The organism is Paradesertivirga mongoliensis, assembly GCF_024436395.1.
Classification (GTDB): domain Bacteria; phylum Bacteroidota; class Bacteroidia; order Sphingobacteriales; family Sphingobacteriaceae; genus Paradesertivirga; species Paradesertivirga mongoliensis.
Window position 1 is genome coordinate 1,311,620 of the sequence record NZ_JAFMZO010000001.1, and the last position, 16,626, is coordinate 1,328,245.

At 42.5% G+C, this 16,626-nt stretch carries 14 protein-coding genes; 6 read left to right on the plus strand and 8 right to left on the minus strand.

Annotated features, from left to right (window positions below):
• Window positions 1–2 precede the first annotated feature (2 nt).
• Together J3P43_RS05440 and J3P43_RS05445 are read right to left on the minus strand one after the other, a co-directional pair.
• Entirely contained in the window at window positions 3–749 is a 747-nt protein-coding gene (locus J3P43_RS05440) for an ImuA family protein (protein WP_255900033.1), read from the minus strand.
• 212 nt (window positions 750–961) lie between these two features.
• Window positions 962–1,849 carry a PepSY-like domain-containing protein gene (locus J3P43_RS05445; protein ID WP_255900035.1) on the minus strand — a complete coding sequence of 296 codons (888 nt, stop codon included), beginning with the start codon at window positions 1,847–1,849 and terminating at the stop codon, window positions 962–964.
• A 211-nt stretch (window positions 1,850–2,060) separates the two neighbouring features.
• On the opposite strand from J3P43_RS05445, the gene J3P43_RS05450 reads away from it, so the two are divergent.
• The gene (locus J3P43_RS05450) at window positions 2,061–3,032 is read left to right on the plus strand and encodes a polyprenyl synthetase family protein (protein ID WP_255900037.1); all 972 of its coding nucleotides are present in this window, start codon (window positions 2,061–2,063) and stop codon (window positions 3,030–3,032) included.
• Window positions 3,033–3,036: 4 nt separating this feature from the next.
• Window positions 3,037–4,107 (plus strand): TerC family protein, encoded by a 1,071-nt coding sequence (locus tag J3P43_RS05455; RefSeq protein WP_255900039.1) that lies wholly within the window; start codon window positions 3,037–3,039, stop codon window positions 4,105–4,107.
• A gap of 46 nt (window positions 4,108–4,153) precedes the next feature.
• On the opposite strand, the gene J3P43_RS05460 is transcribed toward J3P43_RS05455, so the two are convergent.
• The 3 genes from J3P43_RS05460 to recJ are packed head-to-tail and all read right to left on the minus strand — an operon-like array spanning window position 4,154 to window position 8,131.
• On the minus strand, window positions 4,154–5,671 hold the full coding sequence (locus J3P43_RS05460) for a GH3 auxin-responsive promoter family protein (protein ID WP_255900041.1): 1,518 nt from the start codon (window positions 5,669–5,671) through the stop codon (window positions 4,154–4,156).
• Window positions 5,658–6,422 (minus strand): LPS export ABC transporter ATP-binding protein, encoded by a 765-nt coding sequence (gene lptB / locus J3P43_RS05465; protein ID WP_255900043.1) that lies wholly within the window; start codon window positions 6,420–6,422, stop codon window positions 5,658–5,660. The genes J3P43_RS05460 and lptB overlap by 14 nt, the downstream gene beginning before the upstream one ends.
• Complete coding sequence (gene recJ / locus J3P43_RS05470) at window positions 6,419–8,131, minus strand: single-stranded-DNA-specific exonuclease RecJ (RefSeq protein ID WP_255900045.1); 1,713 nt, start codon at window positions 8,129–8,131, stop codon at window positions 6,419–6,421. Before recJ ends, lptB begins: the two co-directional genes overlap by 4 nt.
• A gap of 97 nt (window positions 8,132–8,228) precedes the next feature.
• On the opposite strand from recJ, the gene J3P43_RS05475 reads away from it, so the two are divergent.
• Window positions 8,229–8,999 carry an MBL fold metallo-hydrolase gene (locus J3P43_RS05475; protein ID WP_255900047.1) on the plus strand — a complete coding sequence of 257 codons (771 nt, stop codon included), beginning with the start codon at window positions 8,229–8,231 and terminating at the stop codon, window positions 8,997–8,999.
• 65 nt (window positions 9,000–9,064) lie between these two features.
• Here the strand turns inward: J3P43_RS05475 and J3P43_RS05480 are convergent, their stop codons facing one another.
• Window positions 9,065–9,652, minus strand: coding sequence for a YceI family protein (locus tag J3P43_RS05480; protein WP_255900049.1), 588 nt, complete (start codon window positions 9,650–9,652; stop codon window positions 9,065–9,067).
• A 101-nt stretch (window positions 9,653–9,753) separates the two neighbouring features.
• Entirely contained in the window at window positions 9,754–11,388 is a 1,635-nt protein-coding gene (pruA, locus tag J3P43_RS05485; protein ID WP_255900051.1) for an L-glutamate gamma-semialdehyde dehydrogenase, read from the minus strand.
• 132 nt (window positions 11,389–11,520) lie between these two features.
• Here pruA and lpxK point away from each other — a divergent pair, with 132 nt between their 5' ends.
• From lpxK to J3P43_RS05500, 3 genes are read left to right on the plus strand one after another with little or no spacing between them, the layout of a single operon-like run.
• Window positions 11,521–12,573 (plus strand): tetraacyldisaccharide 4'-kinase, encoded by a 1,053-nt coding sequence (lpxK, locus tag J3P43_RS05490; RefSeq protein ID WP_255900053.1) that lies wholly within the window; start codon window positions 11,521–11,523, stop codon window positions 12,571–12,573.
• Window positions 12,554–13,369 (plus strand): purine-nucleoside phosphorylase, encoded by an 816-nt coding sequence (locus J3P43_RS05495; protein ID WP_255900055.1) that lies wholly within the window; start codon window positions 12,554–12,556, stop codon window positions 13,367–13,369. The genes lpxK and J3P43_RS05495 overlap by 20 nt, the downstream gene beginning before the upstream one ends.
• Window positions 13,369–15,420 carry a putative porin gene (locus J3P43_RS05500; RefSeq protein ID WP_255900057.1) on the plus strand — a complete coding sequence of 684 codons (2,052 nt, stop codon included), beginning with the start codon at window positions 13,369–13,371 and terminating at the stop codon, window positions 15,418–15,420. The genes J3P43_RS05495 and J3P43_RS05500 overlap by 1 nt, the downstream gene beginning before the upstream one ends.
• A gap of 9 nt (window positions 15,421–15,429) precedes the next feature.
• Here J3P43_RS05500 and J3P43_RS05505 read toward each other — a convergent pair whose 3' ends face one another.
• Window positions 15,430–16,611: an asparagine synthetase B gene (locus J3P43_RS05505; RefSeq protein WP_255900204.1), complete on the minus strand. Its 1,182-nt coding sequence runs from the start codon at window positions 16,609–16,611 to the stop codon at window positions 15,430–15,432.
• Window positions 16,612–16,626 lie beyond the last annotated feature (15 nt).

Consider the following 16,626-nt stretch of genomic DNA (forward strand, 5'->3'; position numbering starts at 1 on the left):
TCCTATCCGGTTTGTCGTGTGTATTCCTCTGCGATTGATAGTCCTGTACTTTCCCTAATCACCGGCACAAACTTTCCTGCACACCATTCAATGGTCCATGATCCGGGATTGCCATTGCGTACTTTCAGTAATTCTACATTCCATCGTGGAAAGCCGAGGCCTGGCATACCTTCTTCCAGTTCAGTGGGCAGGGGAGTAATCTTCCAGCGGGCCACACAAGCTGTCGTACTCAGCTTTTTCGTGTTTTTTCTCAGGAGAAATCCCGTTACCTTGCTTTTTTCAACCACCAGTTGCAACCTTCGGGATTCTGTAAAACTCAGGTCGCCAATTTCTGCCACCACTGCCGCAAGCGAGCTGCATTTTAAGGCTTCTTCCATTACCCATAGAATATCTCTTTCGCGGGGAAGATCGATAAAGACAATGCGGTCGGGAGCTACACCAAAGTTTTTTAAAGCTGGCGGAAACACAGATCGGGAGGTGCTAACCCATAAACAAATACTGCCTTGCTGCATCAGTACTTTTAGCAGGCCCCCCAGGAAACCCGCACAAGCAGCAGCATGTTCCTGTTGCTCTGTTAGAAATTCATGTATCGCTCCTGTTGGAAAAACTGCATTAGGAAAGGCGGCCTCTAAGAGCTCCAGTCCTGCAAACCGAACGGTGCATGCCTGGGGAATATTAATACCTTGCCACTGCAAAATATTTTTTTGCAGATTAGTGATGATATCCTTTTTGCTGGCAAGTATATTCATGATTAATAATAAGGACAACAAAAATAATGCTAAAAATATTAGCATTCACTAAAAAAGATAAAATGTTTTGTAAGTGCATTTTCCTGAATGGAGAATGTGTATGTCAGCCTGAATTGCTACTGTATTATTAAGGTTCTGTATGGGGATAAAAAAGAAAACAGCATCCATAATTAAAAGGATGCTGTTTAGATATATATATGTGTGTGGGATGCTTATCTGATGACTACAGTTTTTACAAGGTTTCCACTAGCATCAAAATGAAGCGCATATTTTGTGTCGTTCGAATCGATGAACACTACGTACGCTTGAGTGGTTGAATTTACCTTTACTTCATAGGCTCTGTGAAAAACATATCCTGGGTAGGTAGATAACAGGTAGTTCGCGATGTTTGCCGAGAGTTGAGCCTGTGTAATGGCTGCTTTTCTACCTGCTTTTAAAATCAGCTGGGCACGTTTAACAAATATGCTGCTAGAATTGAACAAGGTAGCATAAAGTCCGTTATTTGCCGAGATCACTACGATATCACCATTTTTTCCTGCATGAGCAGCTAATAAAGTATCTTGTGGATAGCTGATTAAGAAGTATGTTTTTACTGCTGCCGAAAGTGAACTCAAAGCAATGGTATCCCTGTGCTTTCCGTCGCGTCCATCGAAGCGGCCACCGTGTTTCCAGCCCTTTCCGCTAAATTGCCCCCGCTCTCTTTGTTCGAATATCCTGATAAAGTTTCCGTCTTCATCGAAAAGTAAACCAACGGGTTTTTCATTGTATTTGATTACTACGATATAACCTTCAAGCGAACTGTTCTTTTTGATTTTGAATGCTTTGAAATGTGTAAACCCGCTATAGTTTGCATTAAGATAGGTGTTGATGTTTGTGTGTAGGTCGCTGGTAGCAACCGAGTCTTTTTCAGCACCTGCAGGAACAGCGTTTACAATAAATACAGCATCAGAAGAAGCAGTTGCTTCAGCAACCATAATGGCGTTGTTTTCTTCTGCCTCATTGTTTTCAGGAACTTCTGTCTGCTTCTCGCAGGAAGTTAATGCGAATAAACCCGCTATCGCAAAAACCGATAAGTTTTTAAAAAATGTATTTGTTTTCATGCGTATAATAATTTAAGTGTGTGTTATTGTTTTTTTGATAGAACGAAACTAGACCGGCAAGATGAAGGGAAGATGAAGAATTTTGATTTTTTTCAAAAAAAGTTATCAGATCATAAAAGGATTAATACAAATGCTCATTTAACATCTGCATTTTTTAAACTATGTTTGCAGCAATGCGCGGTGCGTAGCATTTTCATGCATTTTAGGCTTCATGTCAAAGCTCGACGAGATAAAAAAACCCATAGAAAAAGACCTCGATTTATTTGAAGATAAATTTAAAGCTTCAATGAAGAGCTCTGTACCCTTGCTCGATCGTATCACACATTACATTGTGAAACGGAAGGGGAAGCAGATCCGCCCTATGTTTGTGTTCTTTTCTGCCAGTCTTGCTGGTGGCATTACAGAAGCAACACATCGTGGGGCAGCGCTGGTAGAATTACTTCATACGGCTACTTTGGTTCACGACGACGTGGTGGATAATTCTTATGAAAGACGTGGTTTTTTCTCTGTCAATGCTCTCTGGAAAAACAAGATAGCTGTTTTGGTAGGAGACTTTTTACTGGCAAAGGGCATGCATCTTTCTTTGCAAAATTCTGATTTCGGTCTGCTTCAGATAGTGAATCATGCGGTTCAGCAAATGAGCGAAGGAGAGTTGCTGCAAATGGAAAAAGCTCGTAAACTCGATATCAATGAAAGTATATATTACGAGGTTATCCGTCAGAAAACGGCTTCTCTGATTGCTTCTTGCTGTGCGGTTGGAGCCGCTTCGGCGGGTGCCAGTCCAGAGATGATAGAAAAGATGCGAGTTTTTGGCGAAAACGTTGGGATGGCCTTTCAAATAAAAGATGATCTGTTTGATTTTGGTACCGACGATGTAGGAAAGCCTTTGGGCATTGATATAAAGGAGAAGAAAATAACCCTCCCTTTAATATACGCGCTAAGCAAATCTTCTAAAGCTGAAAAACATAGGATTATCAACCTTGTTAAAAACCATAATGAGGATGCTCAAAAGGTCCAGGAAGTAATTTACTTCGTTCGGAACAGTGGTGGGTTGGCGTATGCAGAAATGCAGATGCACAGGTATCAGGAAGCTGCTTTTGAGGTTTTAAATGGTTTTTCAGATCACGAGGCAAGAACGGCTTTAGAGCAATTGGTAAGATTTACTACCGAACGAAAAAAATAATTTTATGTCGAACGAATTGGTGTTTTTTGGGGGTTTCCTGGTTTTTATTATTCTGATGTTGTCTATAGATCTCGGCATGTTCAATAAAAAAGATCATGTAGTGAAGCTTAAAGAGGCAGCAATCATGAGTTTCATCTGGGTCTCATTTGCAATAGGTTTCTATTTTCTTCTGTTGACCGAGGGCCACCAACTACACGGGATAACCAATTTTGCTGAGCTGGAAGCGCTTACAGAAGCTCATCTCCACAATATTAAGCTTAACCCCAACGACTTTGTGGGGAGTCTGCAGTTGTACAAACAAAATCTGGCTATCGAGTTTATTACAGGCTATGTAATTGAATATGCCCTTTCGGTTGATAATATTTTTGTGATGGTGTTGATTTTCAGCGCTTTTGGAGTGAATGAAAAATATTACCACCGGGTGTTATTCTGGGGTATTATAGGGGCAGTAGTAATGCGGTTCCTGTTTATTTTTCTAGGCGCAACCCTTATCGATCGGTTTGAATGGATCTTATATGTATTTGGCGCTTTCCTGGTTTACACCGGGATTATGATGTTCATTCAGAGAGATAGCGAAACCCAGATTGATCCGGAGAACCACAAAGTTGTGAGGCTGGCTTCGAAGTTTTTTGCTATCCATCCAGAGTTTGTCGGTAACAAATTTTTTATCCATATCAATGGAAAACGATTGGTAACGCCTCTCTTTCTGGTATTACTTATTGTTGAATTTACCGATCTCATTTTCGCTGTAGATTCTATTCCCGCGATCTTTGCTGTAACGAAAGATCCATATATCGTATTCTTCTCCAATATTTTTGCAATTCTGGGCTTGAGATCGATGTTTTTCCTATTAGTGAACATTATTCACAAGTTCCATTATCTTAAAGTCGGACTGGCGGTTCTGCTCGTATTTATCGGAGTAAAGATGCTGGGGCACCACTGGTTACAAGGCTGGGGATTCAAAACTTCCCATTCCTTAATCATAATTGTTACAATCTTGACAGTTAGTATTGTGGCTTCGCTTATATTCCCGAAACGAAAGGAACATCACTCTTCTGATGCTAATGGTGTTTAATGCAGAGGAAACACTATGTATTGAAGCTGAATCAAAATAGAGGAGTTCAGGTTTGGTTGTCCATCATCGCTAAAATCTCCTCGACATACTTGCGCTCATTGGCCAATCTTGGTACTTTGTGCTGTCCGCCTAATTTGCCTTTATTTTTCAGCCAATTATAAAAGGTTCCTTCTGGAGCGAGGTGTATTGTCGGCCTGCGAAGCGCCATATCTTTAAAACGCTTAGCATCATAGTCGGAATTAATTTCGCGGAGAGTATTGTCCAAAATATCTGTAAACTGCCCGATATTATCAGGTGCTTGTTCAAACTCAATAATCCATTCGTGTCCTCCGGCATCATTACCCTGGAAATAGATGGGGCATGCTGTATAATCACGTATAGAAGCCCCGGTTTCGCTGCAGGCCTTTGTTAGTGCTTTTTCTGCATTATCTACTATCACTTCTTCTCCGAAGGCATTGATGAAGTGTTTGGTTCGGCCTGTGATCTGTATGCGATATGGAGATAAAGAAGTGAATTTGATTGTGTCGCCAATAGTGTATCTCCACAAGCCTCCATTGGTAGAAATTATCAGAGCATAATTTTTATTGAGCTCCACTTCATTTAATCCCAGTGTCCTGGGATTTTCTTCACCAAAGTTTTCCATTGGGAGAAACTCATAGAAGATGCCGTAATCCAGCATCAAAAGCATTTCTTCAGAGTTGGATTGATCCTGTATCCCGAAAAATCCTTCTGAAGCATTATAAGTTTCCAGGTAATACATCGAGTCCGATGGAATAAGTCTTTTAAACTGTTCCCGGTAGGGGGTGAAGTTTACCGCACCATGAACATATAACTCCAGATTTGGCCATATTTCGAGCAGGTTGTCTTTACCGGTGATCTCCATTAATCGTTTTGCAAGAACAACGGTCCAGGTTGGAACACCTGCCATATTCGTTACGTTCACGTCCTTTGTGGCATGAGCAATCTTTTCAATCTTTTCTTCGTAATTATCTAACAAAGTGATGGCAAGTTCGGGGGTACGCATATATTCTGCCCACATTGGCAGATTTTTTAGCAACACGGCAGACAAATCCCCAAAGGAAATATCTCCGCTCTGAGTAACCTGATGGCTTCCGCCCAGAGTTAATGCCTTACCGGTAAAGATCTGTGCATTGGGGCGGTTGTTGCAGTAAATGGCGAGCATGTCTTTCCCGCCCTTGTAGTGGCATTCTTCCAGCGACTCGTGGCTAACCGGAATAAATTTACTCCTGTCGTTGGTTGTACCCGACGATTTGGCAAACCACTTAATTTCTGAGCCCCAGAGAATATTTTGCTGCCCCTGGAGCATCCGCTCTATATAAGGCTTTAACGATTCGTAATCTTGTATAGGAACCCGTTCTTTAAATTGTTCTTGATTACGGATGGATTCGTAGCCATATTTCTTTCCCCATTCGGTATGCTGTGCCTGGCTTATAAGATTGCCAAAAAGCTCATCCTGCACATCGTGCGGATACTTAATGAACAAATCTATCTGGTGCATCCTTTTCTTGATAAACCAGGTAGCAATGGAGTTAACTATTGTCATTCGGTAAAGAAGGTTTAGTTATGTTTTTTCTTCGCAATTCGAAGTGCTGACCAAGATAGAATTTTCTGGCCATTTCGTTGTTTGCAATCTCTTGCGGGGTGCCTGTTAACATGATTTTACCTTCGGTAAGCAGATAAGCACGGTCTGTTATCGAAAGAGTTTCTTGCACATTGTGATCGGTGATTAGAATTCCGATGTTTCTATGTTTAAGTTTAGCTACAATAGATTGGATCTCCTCCACCGCAATCGGATCCACACCGGCAAAGGGTTCATCCAGTAAAATGAAGTTTGGGTTTGCGGCCAAAGCACGTGCTATTTCAGTCCGCCTGCGTTCACCACCCGATAGCAGATCGCCGCGGTTTTTTGCAACTCTGTGTAAGCTAAATTCGGTAAGCAGTTCGTCTAACTTGTCTTTTTGCTCTGCTTTGGTATATTTCCCCATTTCGAGCACTGCCTTGATATTATCTTCTACAGAAAGCTTCCTGAAAACCGACGCTTCCTGCGCAAGATAACCGATTCCTTTTTGCGCCCTGCGATACATCGGATCACCTGTTATTTCTTCATCCTCGAGATAAACATGACCTTCATTAGGTTTTATTAAACCTACAATCATGTAAAATGAAGTAGTTTTTCCGGCACCATTTGGCCCAAGCAATCCTACAATTTCGCCTTGCTCAACATGGAACGAGACATTATTTACAACGGTTCGCTGCTTGTATTTCTTTACCAGGTTTTCTGCTCTGAGGATCATTTCGTTCTGTCTGCGCTGCTGCGAATTCCTTTAACATTTAATTGTACAGAGCGTTTCTCTTTCCATACATTTTCTTCGATGGTATAACATATATCGAAGGGCTGTCCTCTTTGAACTAGGGAAAGATGCTCGCCCAGGTTAAATCCGATACATTCAAATGCTGGCGAATCTTCTTCGCAAATGCACAATTTTAAGTGATTATTGCCAACTATAGAAGCGTTCCCATTTAATTTAACATTTTTTGTGAGGAATATTGGTGCCAGGTTCATGGGCCCGAAAGGAGCAAACTGGTTTAATATTCTGAACAGTTTCCCGTTAATGTCTTTTAATTTGATTGTTGCGTCGATACTAATTTCCTGAATCAGCAATTCGGCCGGAATGGTTTGAGATACCACGTCTTCAAACCGTTGTTGTAATGCGGGAATGTTCTCGGGTTTTATCGTTAAGCCAGCTGCATATTTATGGCCTCCGAACTGCTCAAGTAAATCACTACAGGAACTTAAAGCTTCGTATAAATCGAAACCTAAAACTGAGCGGGCGGAGCCGGCAGCATGGCCGTTAGATTTCGTTAACACGATGGTGGGCCGGTAATATTTCTCAGTGAGGCGAGAGGCCACAATACCTATTACTCCTTTATGCCAGTTTTCGTCATAAACTACGGTGGTCTTACGATTTAACTGTGTGGGATCATTGTCTAGCATAGCCAGAGCTTGTTCAGTAATAGAACTGTCGAATTCCTTACGTTCAGAGTTTTTAAGATTGATTATCAGACTCTGACTTTTTGCTGCAACATCGTCATCGGCAATCAACAGGCTAACAGAGTGTTTAGCATCATCAATCCTACCTGCGGCGTTAATTCGCGGTCCAATCATAAAAACCACATCCGAAATGGTGTATTGCTTTTTTCCTGATATTTCAATCAGAGCCGCAAGTCCGTTGCAGGGTGATTCATTTAATTTTTTTAATCCGTACCAGGCCAGGACTCTATTTTCACCGGTAATAGGTACAATATCTGAGGCGATACTTACTGCCACCAGATCAAGATAGCAGCAGATTTCCTCAAAGGGAATGTCATTTTTCTGCGCATAAGCCTGAACAAGTTTAAATCCTATTCCACAGCCAGAAAGTTCTTTAAACGGGTAGTCGCAATCGGCACGTTTAGGGTCAAGAACTGCAATCGCATCGGGCAGAATCGAGCCGGGTGTATGGTGATCGCAAATGACAAAATCAATCTTTAAAGTATTGGCGTAGTCAATTTTATCGACAGATTTAATGCCACAGTCTAAAGCGATAATGAGACTGTACCCATGCTCTGCAGCATAGTCTATCCCCTGGAAAGAAATCCCGTAACCTTCTTTATACCTGTCGGGGATATAATAATCGAGGTGCTTGTGATATTTTCTGAAGAAGCTGTAAACCAACGCTACCGAAGTGGTACCATCTACATCATAATCGCCATATATGAGGATCTTTTCTTCAGCAAGGATAGCTTTCTCGATACGCAGGATAGCTTTCTCCATATCGGCCATCAAAAACGGATCGTGGAGATGGCACAGGTCGGGCCTGAAAAAGCAACGGGCATCTTCAAAAGTAGTGATGCCCCGGCCCACCAAAAGTGTGGCCAGTACTTCGTCTACCTGAAGTGATTGCATTAAGTCCTGTATGGCTTTTTGATTAGTTACTTCCTGCTCTACCCACCTTTTTTGCATATCTTTGTCAAGGTCTAACGGGTAAATATACTATATAAATGGAAATTTACAGGACCTCAGTTTGTAAGTATTTCATTCTCAATTAGCATTTTTTTCTGTGAAAGTTTACGCGCTCCACGAAGGGTCTTATTCTGTCGATAGCTCCAAAAAGTTTATTCCATTTGATCCGGCTATTCATAGTCCAAAAGATCGCCCGGCATCATTATTTGTTTATGTTCAGCCATTTCTGTTAGAAACGTCAGGCGGTTTAATGGTATTAGACGCCGGCCTGGGCTTTAAAAATGAGAGTGGCGAGTTAATTATTCATGAAAATATACGTAAGGCCGGATACGACTACCGGGATGTGAAATATTTGCTGATGTCGCATCTTCATTACGATCACTCCGGCGGAATGATCTATGAACGGGATGGGAAGATGGAACTTACATTTCCGAATGCCGAATACGTCATTCAGCGCGGCGAATGGGAAGCTGCATTCAGTTCTTCATCAAAGTCATATCGCACAGAGATTTTTGATGTGGTGCAGCGCAGCGGAAGCATTCATTTTATTGAAGGAAACGGAAAGCTTGACAACGGTATAAGCTACGAGCTCACTGGCGGTCATTGCGAGTTTCACCAGGTGTTTTTGATTGAGGAAGGGGATGAAAAGATATTTTTCGGTGCTGATATTCTGCCTGAGCCAGAACAGCTTTTAAGGAAATTTAAGGCGAAGTATGATTTTGACGGAGCCCGGGCAATGGAGTTGCGTGAAGTTTACGGAAAGATGGCTGCTGAGAATAACTGGACATGCTTGTACTATCATGCCAAAAGTCAGACCATTACAAAAGTTGCTGAAGAAGATGGCGGGTTCAAAATTATACCCGTATAAATAAAGAATCCGGGATTAACCCGGATTCTTACCAACAAAACCAACCATAAAAAAAAGATCTTTGTTTACTTGGTGGCTACCAAATTGATTGATAACTCAAATTCATCATCAATCGCTTTGTCGCCTATATCTCCAAAAAAGCTTTTGGAGCGATATTTAATGTCGTATTTGGTTCTGTCGACTTTTACTCCCTTAGCTACTGCGACAACTACATTTTTTTGTCTTTTTACAGTTGCCGGGAAGGTAATTGAGTTTGAAATTCCCTTAATGCTTAGATTTCCCGTAATATTTACGCGGTCAGTTCCATCAGGAGTTATTTTTGTAATCTCGAAGGTTGCCGACGGATGTTTTGCCACTGAAAAGAAATCATCTCCTTTCAAATGGTTCAAGAGATTTTTATTAGAATTTCCCTGAAGATCTGTAATGACAATCGATGTCATATCTATCGCGAAACTTCCTCCCTTTAATGCTTTGCCATCATAGTCCAGTTTTCCTAAAGCAATTCCTATGGTCCCTTTATGGCTTCCACCAACTTTACCGGCTACCCATTCAATGGATGATTTTTCGGTGTCAACCTTAAATGTTTCAGTTGCAGGCTTAAAAGCAAGGAAAATTAATAATGATGATAATGTAAGTAAGGAGAAGGTTTTCATATCTTATAATGTGAAATACAAATGTATTCAATTTAGATGTTCAAACGCATATTAGGGTTTAATATTGTTGTCATTTATTGGTTACAAAAAGCAGGGTAAGATTATTCTTCCTGATGAAAAGGATACCGGTAATCTTTAGCAGGGGCAAAAGTTTCCTTAATGGTGCGGGGCGATACCCAGCGCAGCAAATTAATCATAGATCCCGCCTTATCATTTGTTCCGGAACCGCGGGCGCCGCCAAAGGGTTGTTGCCCCACCACGGCTCCTGTGCATTTGTCATTGATGTAAAAATTACCAGCAGCATTGCGCAGGGCGTTTGTGGCTTTTTCTATCGCGTACCGGTCTTGAGCGATTACCGCGCCTGTTAAAGCGTAAATGGACGTATTGTCAATTACCGTGAGAATGTTATCAAACTCAGCATCACGATATACATGAATAGTAAGAACCGGGCCGAATAGCTCTTCGCACATCGTGATGTAGTAAGGATCTTTTGTTACTATTACCGTGGGCTCAATAAAATAGCCCTTAGATTTATCATAATTTCCTCCGGCAATAACATCCAGAGATGGGTCGCTTTTAGCGGCATCAATCGCTTTGCTTAGTTTATCGAACGACTGCTCGTTAATTACCGCATTCACAAAATTGCTAAAGTCTTCTACGGGCCCCACCTTAATGGTGGCCAGTTCTTTCAGTATTTCCTCTTTTATTTCCGGCCATACCGATTCGGCGACATAGATTCTGGACGCAGCTGAGCATTTTTGTCCCTGGTACTCAAAGGCTCCCCGGATAATAGCAGTGGCAGAAACCTGGATATCTGCCGAACCATGAATCAGGATGAAATCTTTACCTCCGGTTTCGCCAACAATACGCGGATACGACCGGTACTTGTGAATATTGGTCCCGATAGTTTTCCAGATTTCCTGAAATACTTTCGTGGAGCCTGTAAAGTGTATTCCCGCAAAGTCGCGATGGTTGAAAATTACTTCGCCCGCATCAGGTCCATGGACATATATCAGGTTGATGACGCCATGGGGTAATCCCGCTTCGCGGAAAATCTGCATAATAACATTAGCTGAATATATCTGGGCTTCGGCAGGTTTCCAAACTACCACATTGCCCATTAATGCGGCCGAGGCAGGGAGGTTGGCGGCAATAGCAGTAAAATTAAAAGGTGTTAATGCAAATACAAATCCTTCTAAGGGACGTTGTTCTACACGATTCCAAACTCCTTTAGCGTTAGCAGGAGGCTGCTGTGCATAAATCTCAGCAAGGTATTGAACATTAAACCTTAAAAAGTCAATTAACTCGCAGGCCGCATCTATTTCTGCCTGATAGGCGTTTTTGGATTGTGCCAGCATGGTAGCCGCATTCAGCTGATATCTGTAAGGGCCGGCGGCCAATTCGGCTGCTTTTAAAAATATGGCGGCACGTTGTTCCCATGCGAGATCGGCCCAGGCATGTTTTGCTGCAAGAGCGGCCTTAATCGCCTGTTCAACGTGGCTTTTGTCGCCTTCGTGGTAATGGCCGATTATCTGCTGATGATTATGAGGCGGTCGGACTTCCTTTTTTACACCGGTACGTATTTCTTCGCCACCAATATACATGGGTATATCTGCACGAGTTGCGTAGGCTTTAGAAAGTGCATCCTTCAAAAGCTTGCGTTCAGCGCTTCCCGGAGCGTAATTAAGAACAGGTTCGTTGATGGCTGGTGGTACTTTGAAAAATCCTTTGCTCATAATGCAAGTTAATAAAAATTAGATTTACGACCTGGTATAGACGTTCAATTATAACCATCTGATCGCGGCTTTGTTGCGTATTTAAAAGTTGAACCATCTTCATTCAAAGGCTGTAATTAGTATCTTTACCTCATGCAATATCTGCGACTTCTGTTGCTTCCTTTTTCTCTTATTTACGGTAGTGTTATCTGGCTTAGAAACAAAGCCTACGATTTTGGGATATTCAAGTCTGCTTCTTTCCAGGTAAAAGTGATCAGTGTTGGAAACCTGGCTATTGGAGGCGCCGGAAAAAGTCCGATGGCCGAATATTTGGTTCGCTTGCTGCAAAATCGGTTCAGGATGGCCGTTCTGAGCCGCGGATACGGACGGAAGGCTGTTGGCTTCAGGCTGGTGGATATTGAAGATACCCCTGACTTGGTAGGAGATGAGCCCCTGCAATTTAGAAGGAAGTTTGATAATATTACAGTAGCGGTAGCAGAAAAGCGGGTCATAGGTTTAACAGCCCTGCAACCCAACCATGATGTGGTCATTTTGGACGATGCCTTTCAGCATCGGGCTGTAAAACCAGGATTAAGTATTTTGCTTTTCGACTACACGCAGATTAGTAATCCTCTGGTAGTGCTCCCTGCCGGGAATCTCCGCGAGCCCTTTGCGAACCGGAAACGGGCGCAAATCCTGGTAGTATCGAAATGTCCAGCCGAGTTTTCGGAAGCTGAAAGTGAGCAGGTAAAAAATAGAATACATCCCCTGTCGCATCAAAGTTTGTTTTTCTCCTATCTGAATTATGGGAACCTTGTTTCTATCTCTTCCAAGCCGGAAAAGCACTTGTCGGCAATTGAGCCGCGGTCCACTGTATTTCTCTTAACCGGGATAGCTAATCCGGTTCCCCTGTTAAAAAAAGTTAAATCCCTTTCCAGGGATGTTATTCACCACGATTACCCCGATCACCACACTTTCAGCACAAAAAATATTGCTAAACTTGCAAGCGAGTTCAGAGCCTGTCCATCGGATGAAAAGATCATCATCACAACCGAGAAAGATGCCCAGCGTTTGCAGCTGCCTGAGTTACTCGAACTTTTAAAAGATTTACCGGTTTATTACCTGCCGGTTACTGCCAGATTTCATCAGGCCGATGAAGCCCGGTTTAATAAGTTAATTGAATTGTATGTTGAAGGAAATATATAGCACCACTGCCTACATCAAAAGCCGCATTGGAGATTTTGAACCTGAAATAGGCATTATTCTTGGAACTGGCTTGGGCGCGCTGGTAAACGAGATAGAAATCCAGCATAAGCTGATGTATTCAAATATTCCAAACTTTCCGATTTCTACCCTCGAGTTTCACTCAGGAAGATTGATTTTCGGGATGCTTGAGGGGAAGAAAGTGGTGGCCATGCAAGGACGCCTCCATTACTACGAAGGATACGACATGCAGCAGATTACTTTTCCCGTTAGGGTGATGAAGATGCTGGGGATCACTAAGATATTTGTTTCTAATGCCAGCGGATCGCTCAATCCGGATTTTAAGACCGGCGATCTGATGATCATCGAAGATCATATCAATCTGCAGCATGATAATCCTCTCAGAGGCAGAAACTTTGAAGAGCTGGGACCGCGGTTTCCGGATATGAGTCAGCCGTATAGCAGAGACCTGGTTCAAAAAGGCCTCGACATTGCTGCGAAGAATAACATCCGCTGCCATAAAGGTGTTTATGTTTCGGTAGCGGGCCCAAATCTTGAAACAAAGGCCGAGTATCGCTATTTACGGATTATTGGCGGTGATGCAGTAGGAATGAGTACAGTCCCGGAGGTTATCGTGGCCAATCATATGGGATTGCCTGTTTTTGCCATATCTATTCTGACAGATGAAGGCTTTCACGATGTGCTTGAGCCAGTATCGGTAGAAGATATTATCAAGGTGGCTGAAGTAGCCGAGCCGCAAATGACAAAAATATTTAAAGAATTGATCGCCTCCCTGTAATGAAGAATCTTTTCCTTGTGAGTGTATCACTACTTTTTATTTTGAGTTCGATCGACCTGGCGGCTCAGACAAGGCCGGCGCGTCCGGGCCGCAACGGAACGCCCGGCAAACAAGATGCAAAAGCTGAACTCGACTCACTGCGTAAGCTGGAAGACGAGGGAAGAGATACCTTGATCATCACTTCGAGGTTTATACGTTACACTACGCTCGGGCTTTTACGGGATAGCACCCAAACTCTGCCTCTGGATACTAGCTTCCGCCAGTTTCATAATTACAATCCATTGAATCAACCCCATCAGCCCACCATTAATTTAGGCAACCTTGGTTTAGCCTACCGGGAGATGTTATATACTCCTTCGTCCACAATTGGATTTGATCCGGGGTTTCATGCGCTTGATTTATATCTTCTTACACAAGATTCAATCAAATATTATCGTGCAAGGTCGCCGTTTACATCTTTGAGTTATATTAACGGACAGCTTAAAGAGCAGTTTTTTAAGGTTACGCATTCACAAAACATTAAACCCAACTGGAACTTTGGCGCCAATTATTTTCGAATCGGATCAGAAGGTTTTTACCGCAATCAAAAGGCCGACCACCTAAACGCAGCGGCATTTACCTGGTATGAATCGCCGAACAGGCGATATAATTTACTTGCAAACGGACTTTTCAATACATTGCGGGCGGCCGAAAACGGTTCGATAGTGAATGAGGAGATTTTTAGTGCGGAAAGACCCAAAATTAGTGGTTCTGAAGTAGTGAGGATAGGAAATGGAAGTCCAAGGTTTGATAAAAAAAGTTCACCTCATCAGGAATGGAAGCACAAAGAGTTTTTTGTAAAGCAGTTCTATTATTTAGGCAGACTTGACAGTTTGGAAGAAAGTACCAACTCAAATATTCTTCCTACCCAGAGGGTTTCGCATGCGCTCACGTATTCGAACAAAGTATATAAGTTCTTTAAAAATGAGAAGCAAAATCCTGCTTATCCGGTTTTTCCGAAAATTCACCCGGACTCAAGTTTTGCCGCTGGTGTTCCTCTAACCCTGGATTCTACCCGGGTAAGAAACCTGCGGAACGAATTTATGTACAGCTTTTATCTGAGAGGCCGTTCGGTGAGTTTTATAAAAAATGAAATGAAGCTTGATGTTGGTCTTCAACACGATCTTTATTGGTATAACCAGCTTGACTCGTCTGCTAACTTTCACAATATAACCCTAAAAGCTAATGCGGGATATCAATTTAGCGACCGGGTTTCCATAAATGGAGATATACAGCAAATTGCGCAGGGGAAAAATGCCGGCGACTATCTCTATAATGCGCAAACACAAATACTCCTGAGCAGATCTGTAGGGCGAATTGTTTTAGGGGCGTTCTTGCAGAATAAGTCGCCCCAGCAGATTTTTGAGCAGGTAGATTACACTTATCACAAATGGCGCGAGAATTTTAAGCGAACCAAAACCAACAGCCTGTCGTTCGCATATCTTAACCCGAAGTTTGGTTTTACCTCAAGGGCAGATTACTATCTCATCAGCAATCACCTTTACTTTACTTCGGCGGCACCGACCGATACCAATCAGATTCGCCCGGTGCAGTTCGATAAGAATATCAATTTACTGAAAATCACTCTTGGCAAGACAAGCAGGTTTGGCAAGTTCACCCTAGAGAACTTTGTGGTATATCAGAAAACAGATTTTACAAGCGTTTTGAGAACCCCGGAGCTATATACGTATAATAGTTTTTACTTTGGCGCGCGATTATTCAAATCCATTACCACCAATCTCGGGTTTGACGCACGGTGGAACAGTCCGTTCCCGACCCAGTCCTACGCAATCAATGTCAACCAGTTTTATAATTCAGAACCGGCAGTTGAATTTTCGTCGTATCCAATCGTCGATGTTTGGGCCAAATTTGCTTTAAAACGGGCTAATATCTTTCTGCGGTATGATTATATCAACCAAGGCTTGCTTTCGAAAGGATATTATACAGTGAACCGGTATCCAATGCCTAACAAACTGCTGAAGTTTGGAGTAACCTGGAATTTTTACGATTAACGTATTACTTTAGGTTTTTTGTTTCTTCTTTTTGGCAGCAGGAAACAAAACATTGTTTAAAATCAGCCGATAGCCCGGCGAATTAGGGTGAAGGTTTAAGTCCGTTTGAGGGTCGCCTACACGATGTTGGTAATCTTCCGGATCGTGGCCCCCGTAAAAAGTAAACTGACCTTTGCCTACTTGTCCGTGAATGTATCTTGCCTCGTTGACGGTTTTCGTTTCGCCCATCACCAACACGTCTGGTTTTAGATAGTTTTTTCTGAAGGCAGTAGTTTGTCCCATAAATCCCTTAATCACTTTATCATGGTTTTGGGTAAGCATCGTTGGAACGATGTCCCACTTAGCAGAAAAATCAAATAATGTAAAAAAATCCTGAGCTTGATCAGGGATCCGGTTGCCCGGAACGTCTATCGTAGAGAACTCGTAGTTTGTTGGGTTTAAATCCAGCTTAAAGTTTTGGAACGCAAAAGTTTGTGTAAAATCGAGTTTTGACTGAGCGTCGGGGTCCGCGCCATCGCCATCAAACATGCTTTCGCAGATGTCGAGGCCTTCGGCGGCTAAGGCAATATCGAAGCTATCAGTACCAGAGCACATGGCAAATAAAAACCCGCCGCCTGCACAAAACTCTTTAATCCGCTTTGCTACTGCAAGTTTCATTTGTGATACTTTTTTAAACCCGAGTTTTTTAGCCATTTCTTCCTGACGTTTCACATCCTGAATATACCAGCTAGCGGCCCTGAACTCAACCCAAAACCTTCCGTACTGACCGGTAAAATCCTCGTGATGCATGTGCACCCAGTCGTATTTCGGGAGATCCCCTTTCAGAACTTCTTCATCATAAATAAGGTCGTAGGGGATTTCTGCGTAGGTTAAAACCATGGTTACGGCGTCGTCCCAAGGTAATTTGTTTTTTGGGGAGTAAACGGCAATTTTAGGTGCTTTTTCAAGTTTAACCATATCCATGTTTACAGAAGGATCGGTAATTTCATTTAGTATCGAAGTTACTTTTGCATCGGCTATCACTTCATAAGAGATGCCCCTTATTTTACACTCTTTCTCCAGCTGTTCGGCATACTTCATTAAAAAACTTCCGCCACGATAATTAAGCAGCCATTCGGCCTCGATCCCATTCTTTAATGTCCAGAAGGTAACGCCATAAGCTTTGAGGTGATTTCTTTGTCCCTCATCCATCGGAATAAGGATAGA

What these genes read in the sequence shown, in the direction of transcription:
- J3P43_RS05460 (WP_255900041.1), bottom strand. Translation starts at nt 5,671, where the DNA reads ATGACAATAGTTAACTCCATTGCTACCTGGTTTATCAAGAAAAGGATG.
- lptB (WP_255900043.1), bottom strand. Translation starts at nt 6,422, where the DNA reads ATGATCCTCAGAGCAGAAAACCTGGTAAAGAAATACAAGCAGCGAACC.
- J3P43_RS05455 (WP_255900039.1), top strand. Translation starts at nt 3,037, where the DNA reads ATGTCGAACGAATTGGTGTTTTTTGGGGGTTTCCTGGTTTTTATTATT.
- lpxK (WP_255900053.1), top strand. Translation starts at nt 11,521, where the DNA reads ATGCAATATCTGCGACTTCTGTTGCTTCCTTTTTCTCTTATTTACGGT.
- pruA (WP_255900051.1), bottom strand. Translation starts at nt 11,388, where the DNA reads ATGAGCAAAGGATTTTTCAAAGTACCACCAGCCATCAACGAACCTGTT.
- J3P43_RS05500 (WP_255900057.1), top strand. Translation starts at nt 13,369, where the DNA reads ATGAAGAATCTTTTCCTTGTGAGTGTATCACTACTTTTTATTTTGAGT.
- J3P43_RS05445 (WP_255900035.1), bottom strand. Translation starts at nt 1,849, where the DNA reads ATGAAAACAAATACATTTTTTAAAAACTTATCGGTTTTTGCGATAGCG.
- J3P43_RS05495 (WP_255900055.1), top strand. Translation starts at nt 12,554, where the DNA reads ATGTTGAAGGAAATATATAGCACCACTGCCTACATCAAAAGCCGCATT.
- J3P43_RS05450 (WP_255900037.1), top strand. Translation starts at nt 2,061, where the DNA reads ATGTCAAAGCTCGACGAGATAAAAAAACCCATAGAAAAAGACCTCGAT.
- J3P43_RS05440 (WP_255900033.1), bottom strand. Translation starts at nt 749, where the DNA reads ATGAATATACTTGCCAGCAAAAAGGATATCATCACTAATCTGCAAAAA.
- J3P43_RS05480 (WP_255900049.1), bottom strand. Translation starts at nt 9,652, where the DNA reads ATGAAAACCTTCTCCTTACTTACATTATCATCATTATTAATTTTCCTT.
- J3P43_RS05505 (WP_255900204.1), bottom strand. Translation starts at nt 16,611, where the DNA reads ATGGATGAGGGACAAAGAAATCACCTCAAAGCTTATGGCGTTACCTTC.
- recJ (WP_255900045.1), bottom strand. Translation starts at nt 8,131, where the DNA reads ATGCAAAAAAGGTGGGTAGAGCAGGAAGTAACTAATCAAAAAGCCATA.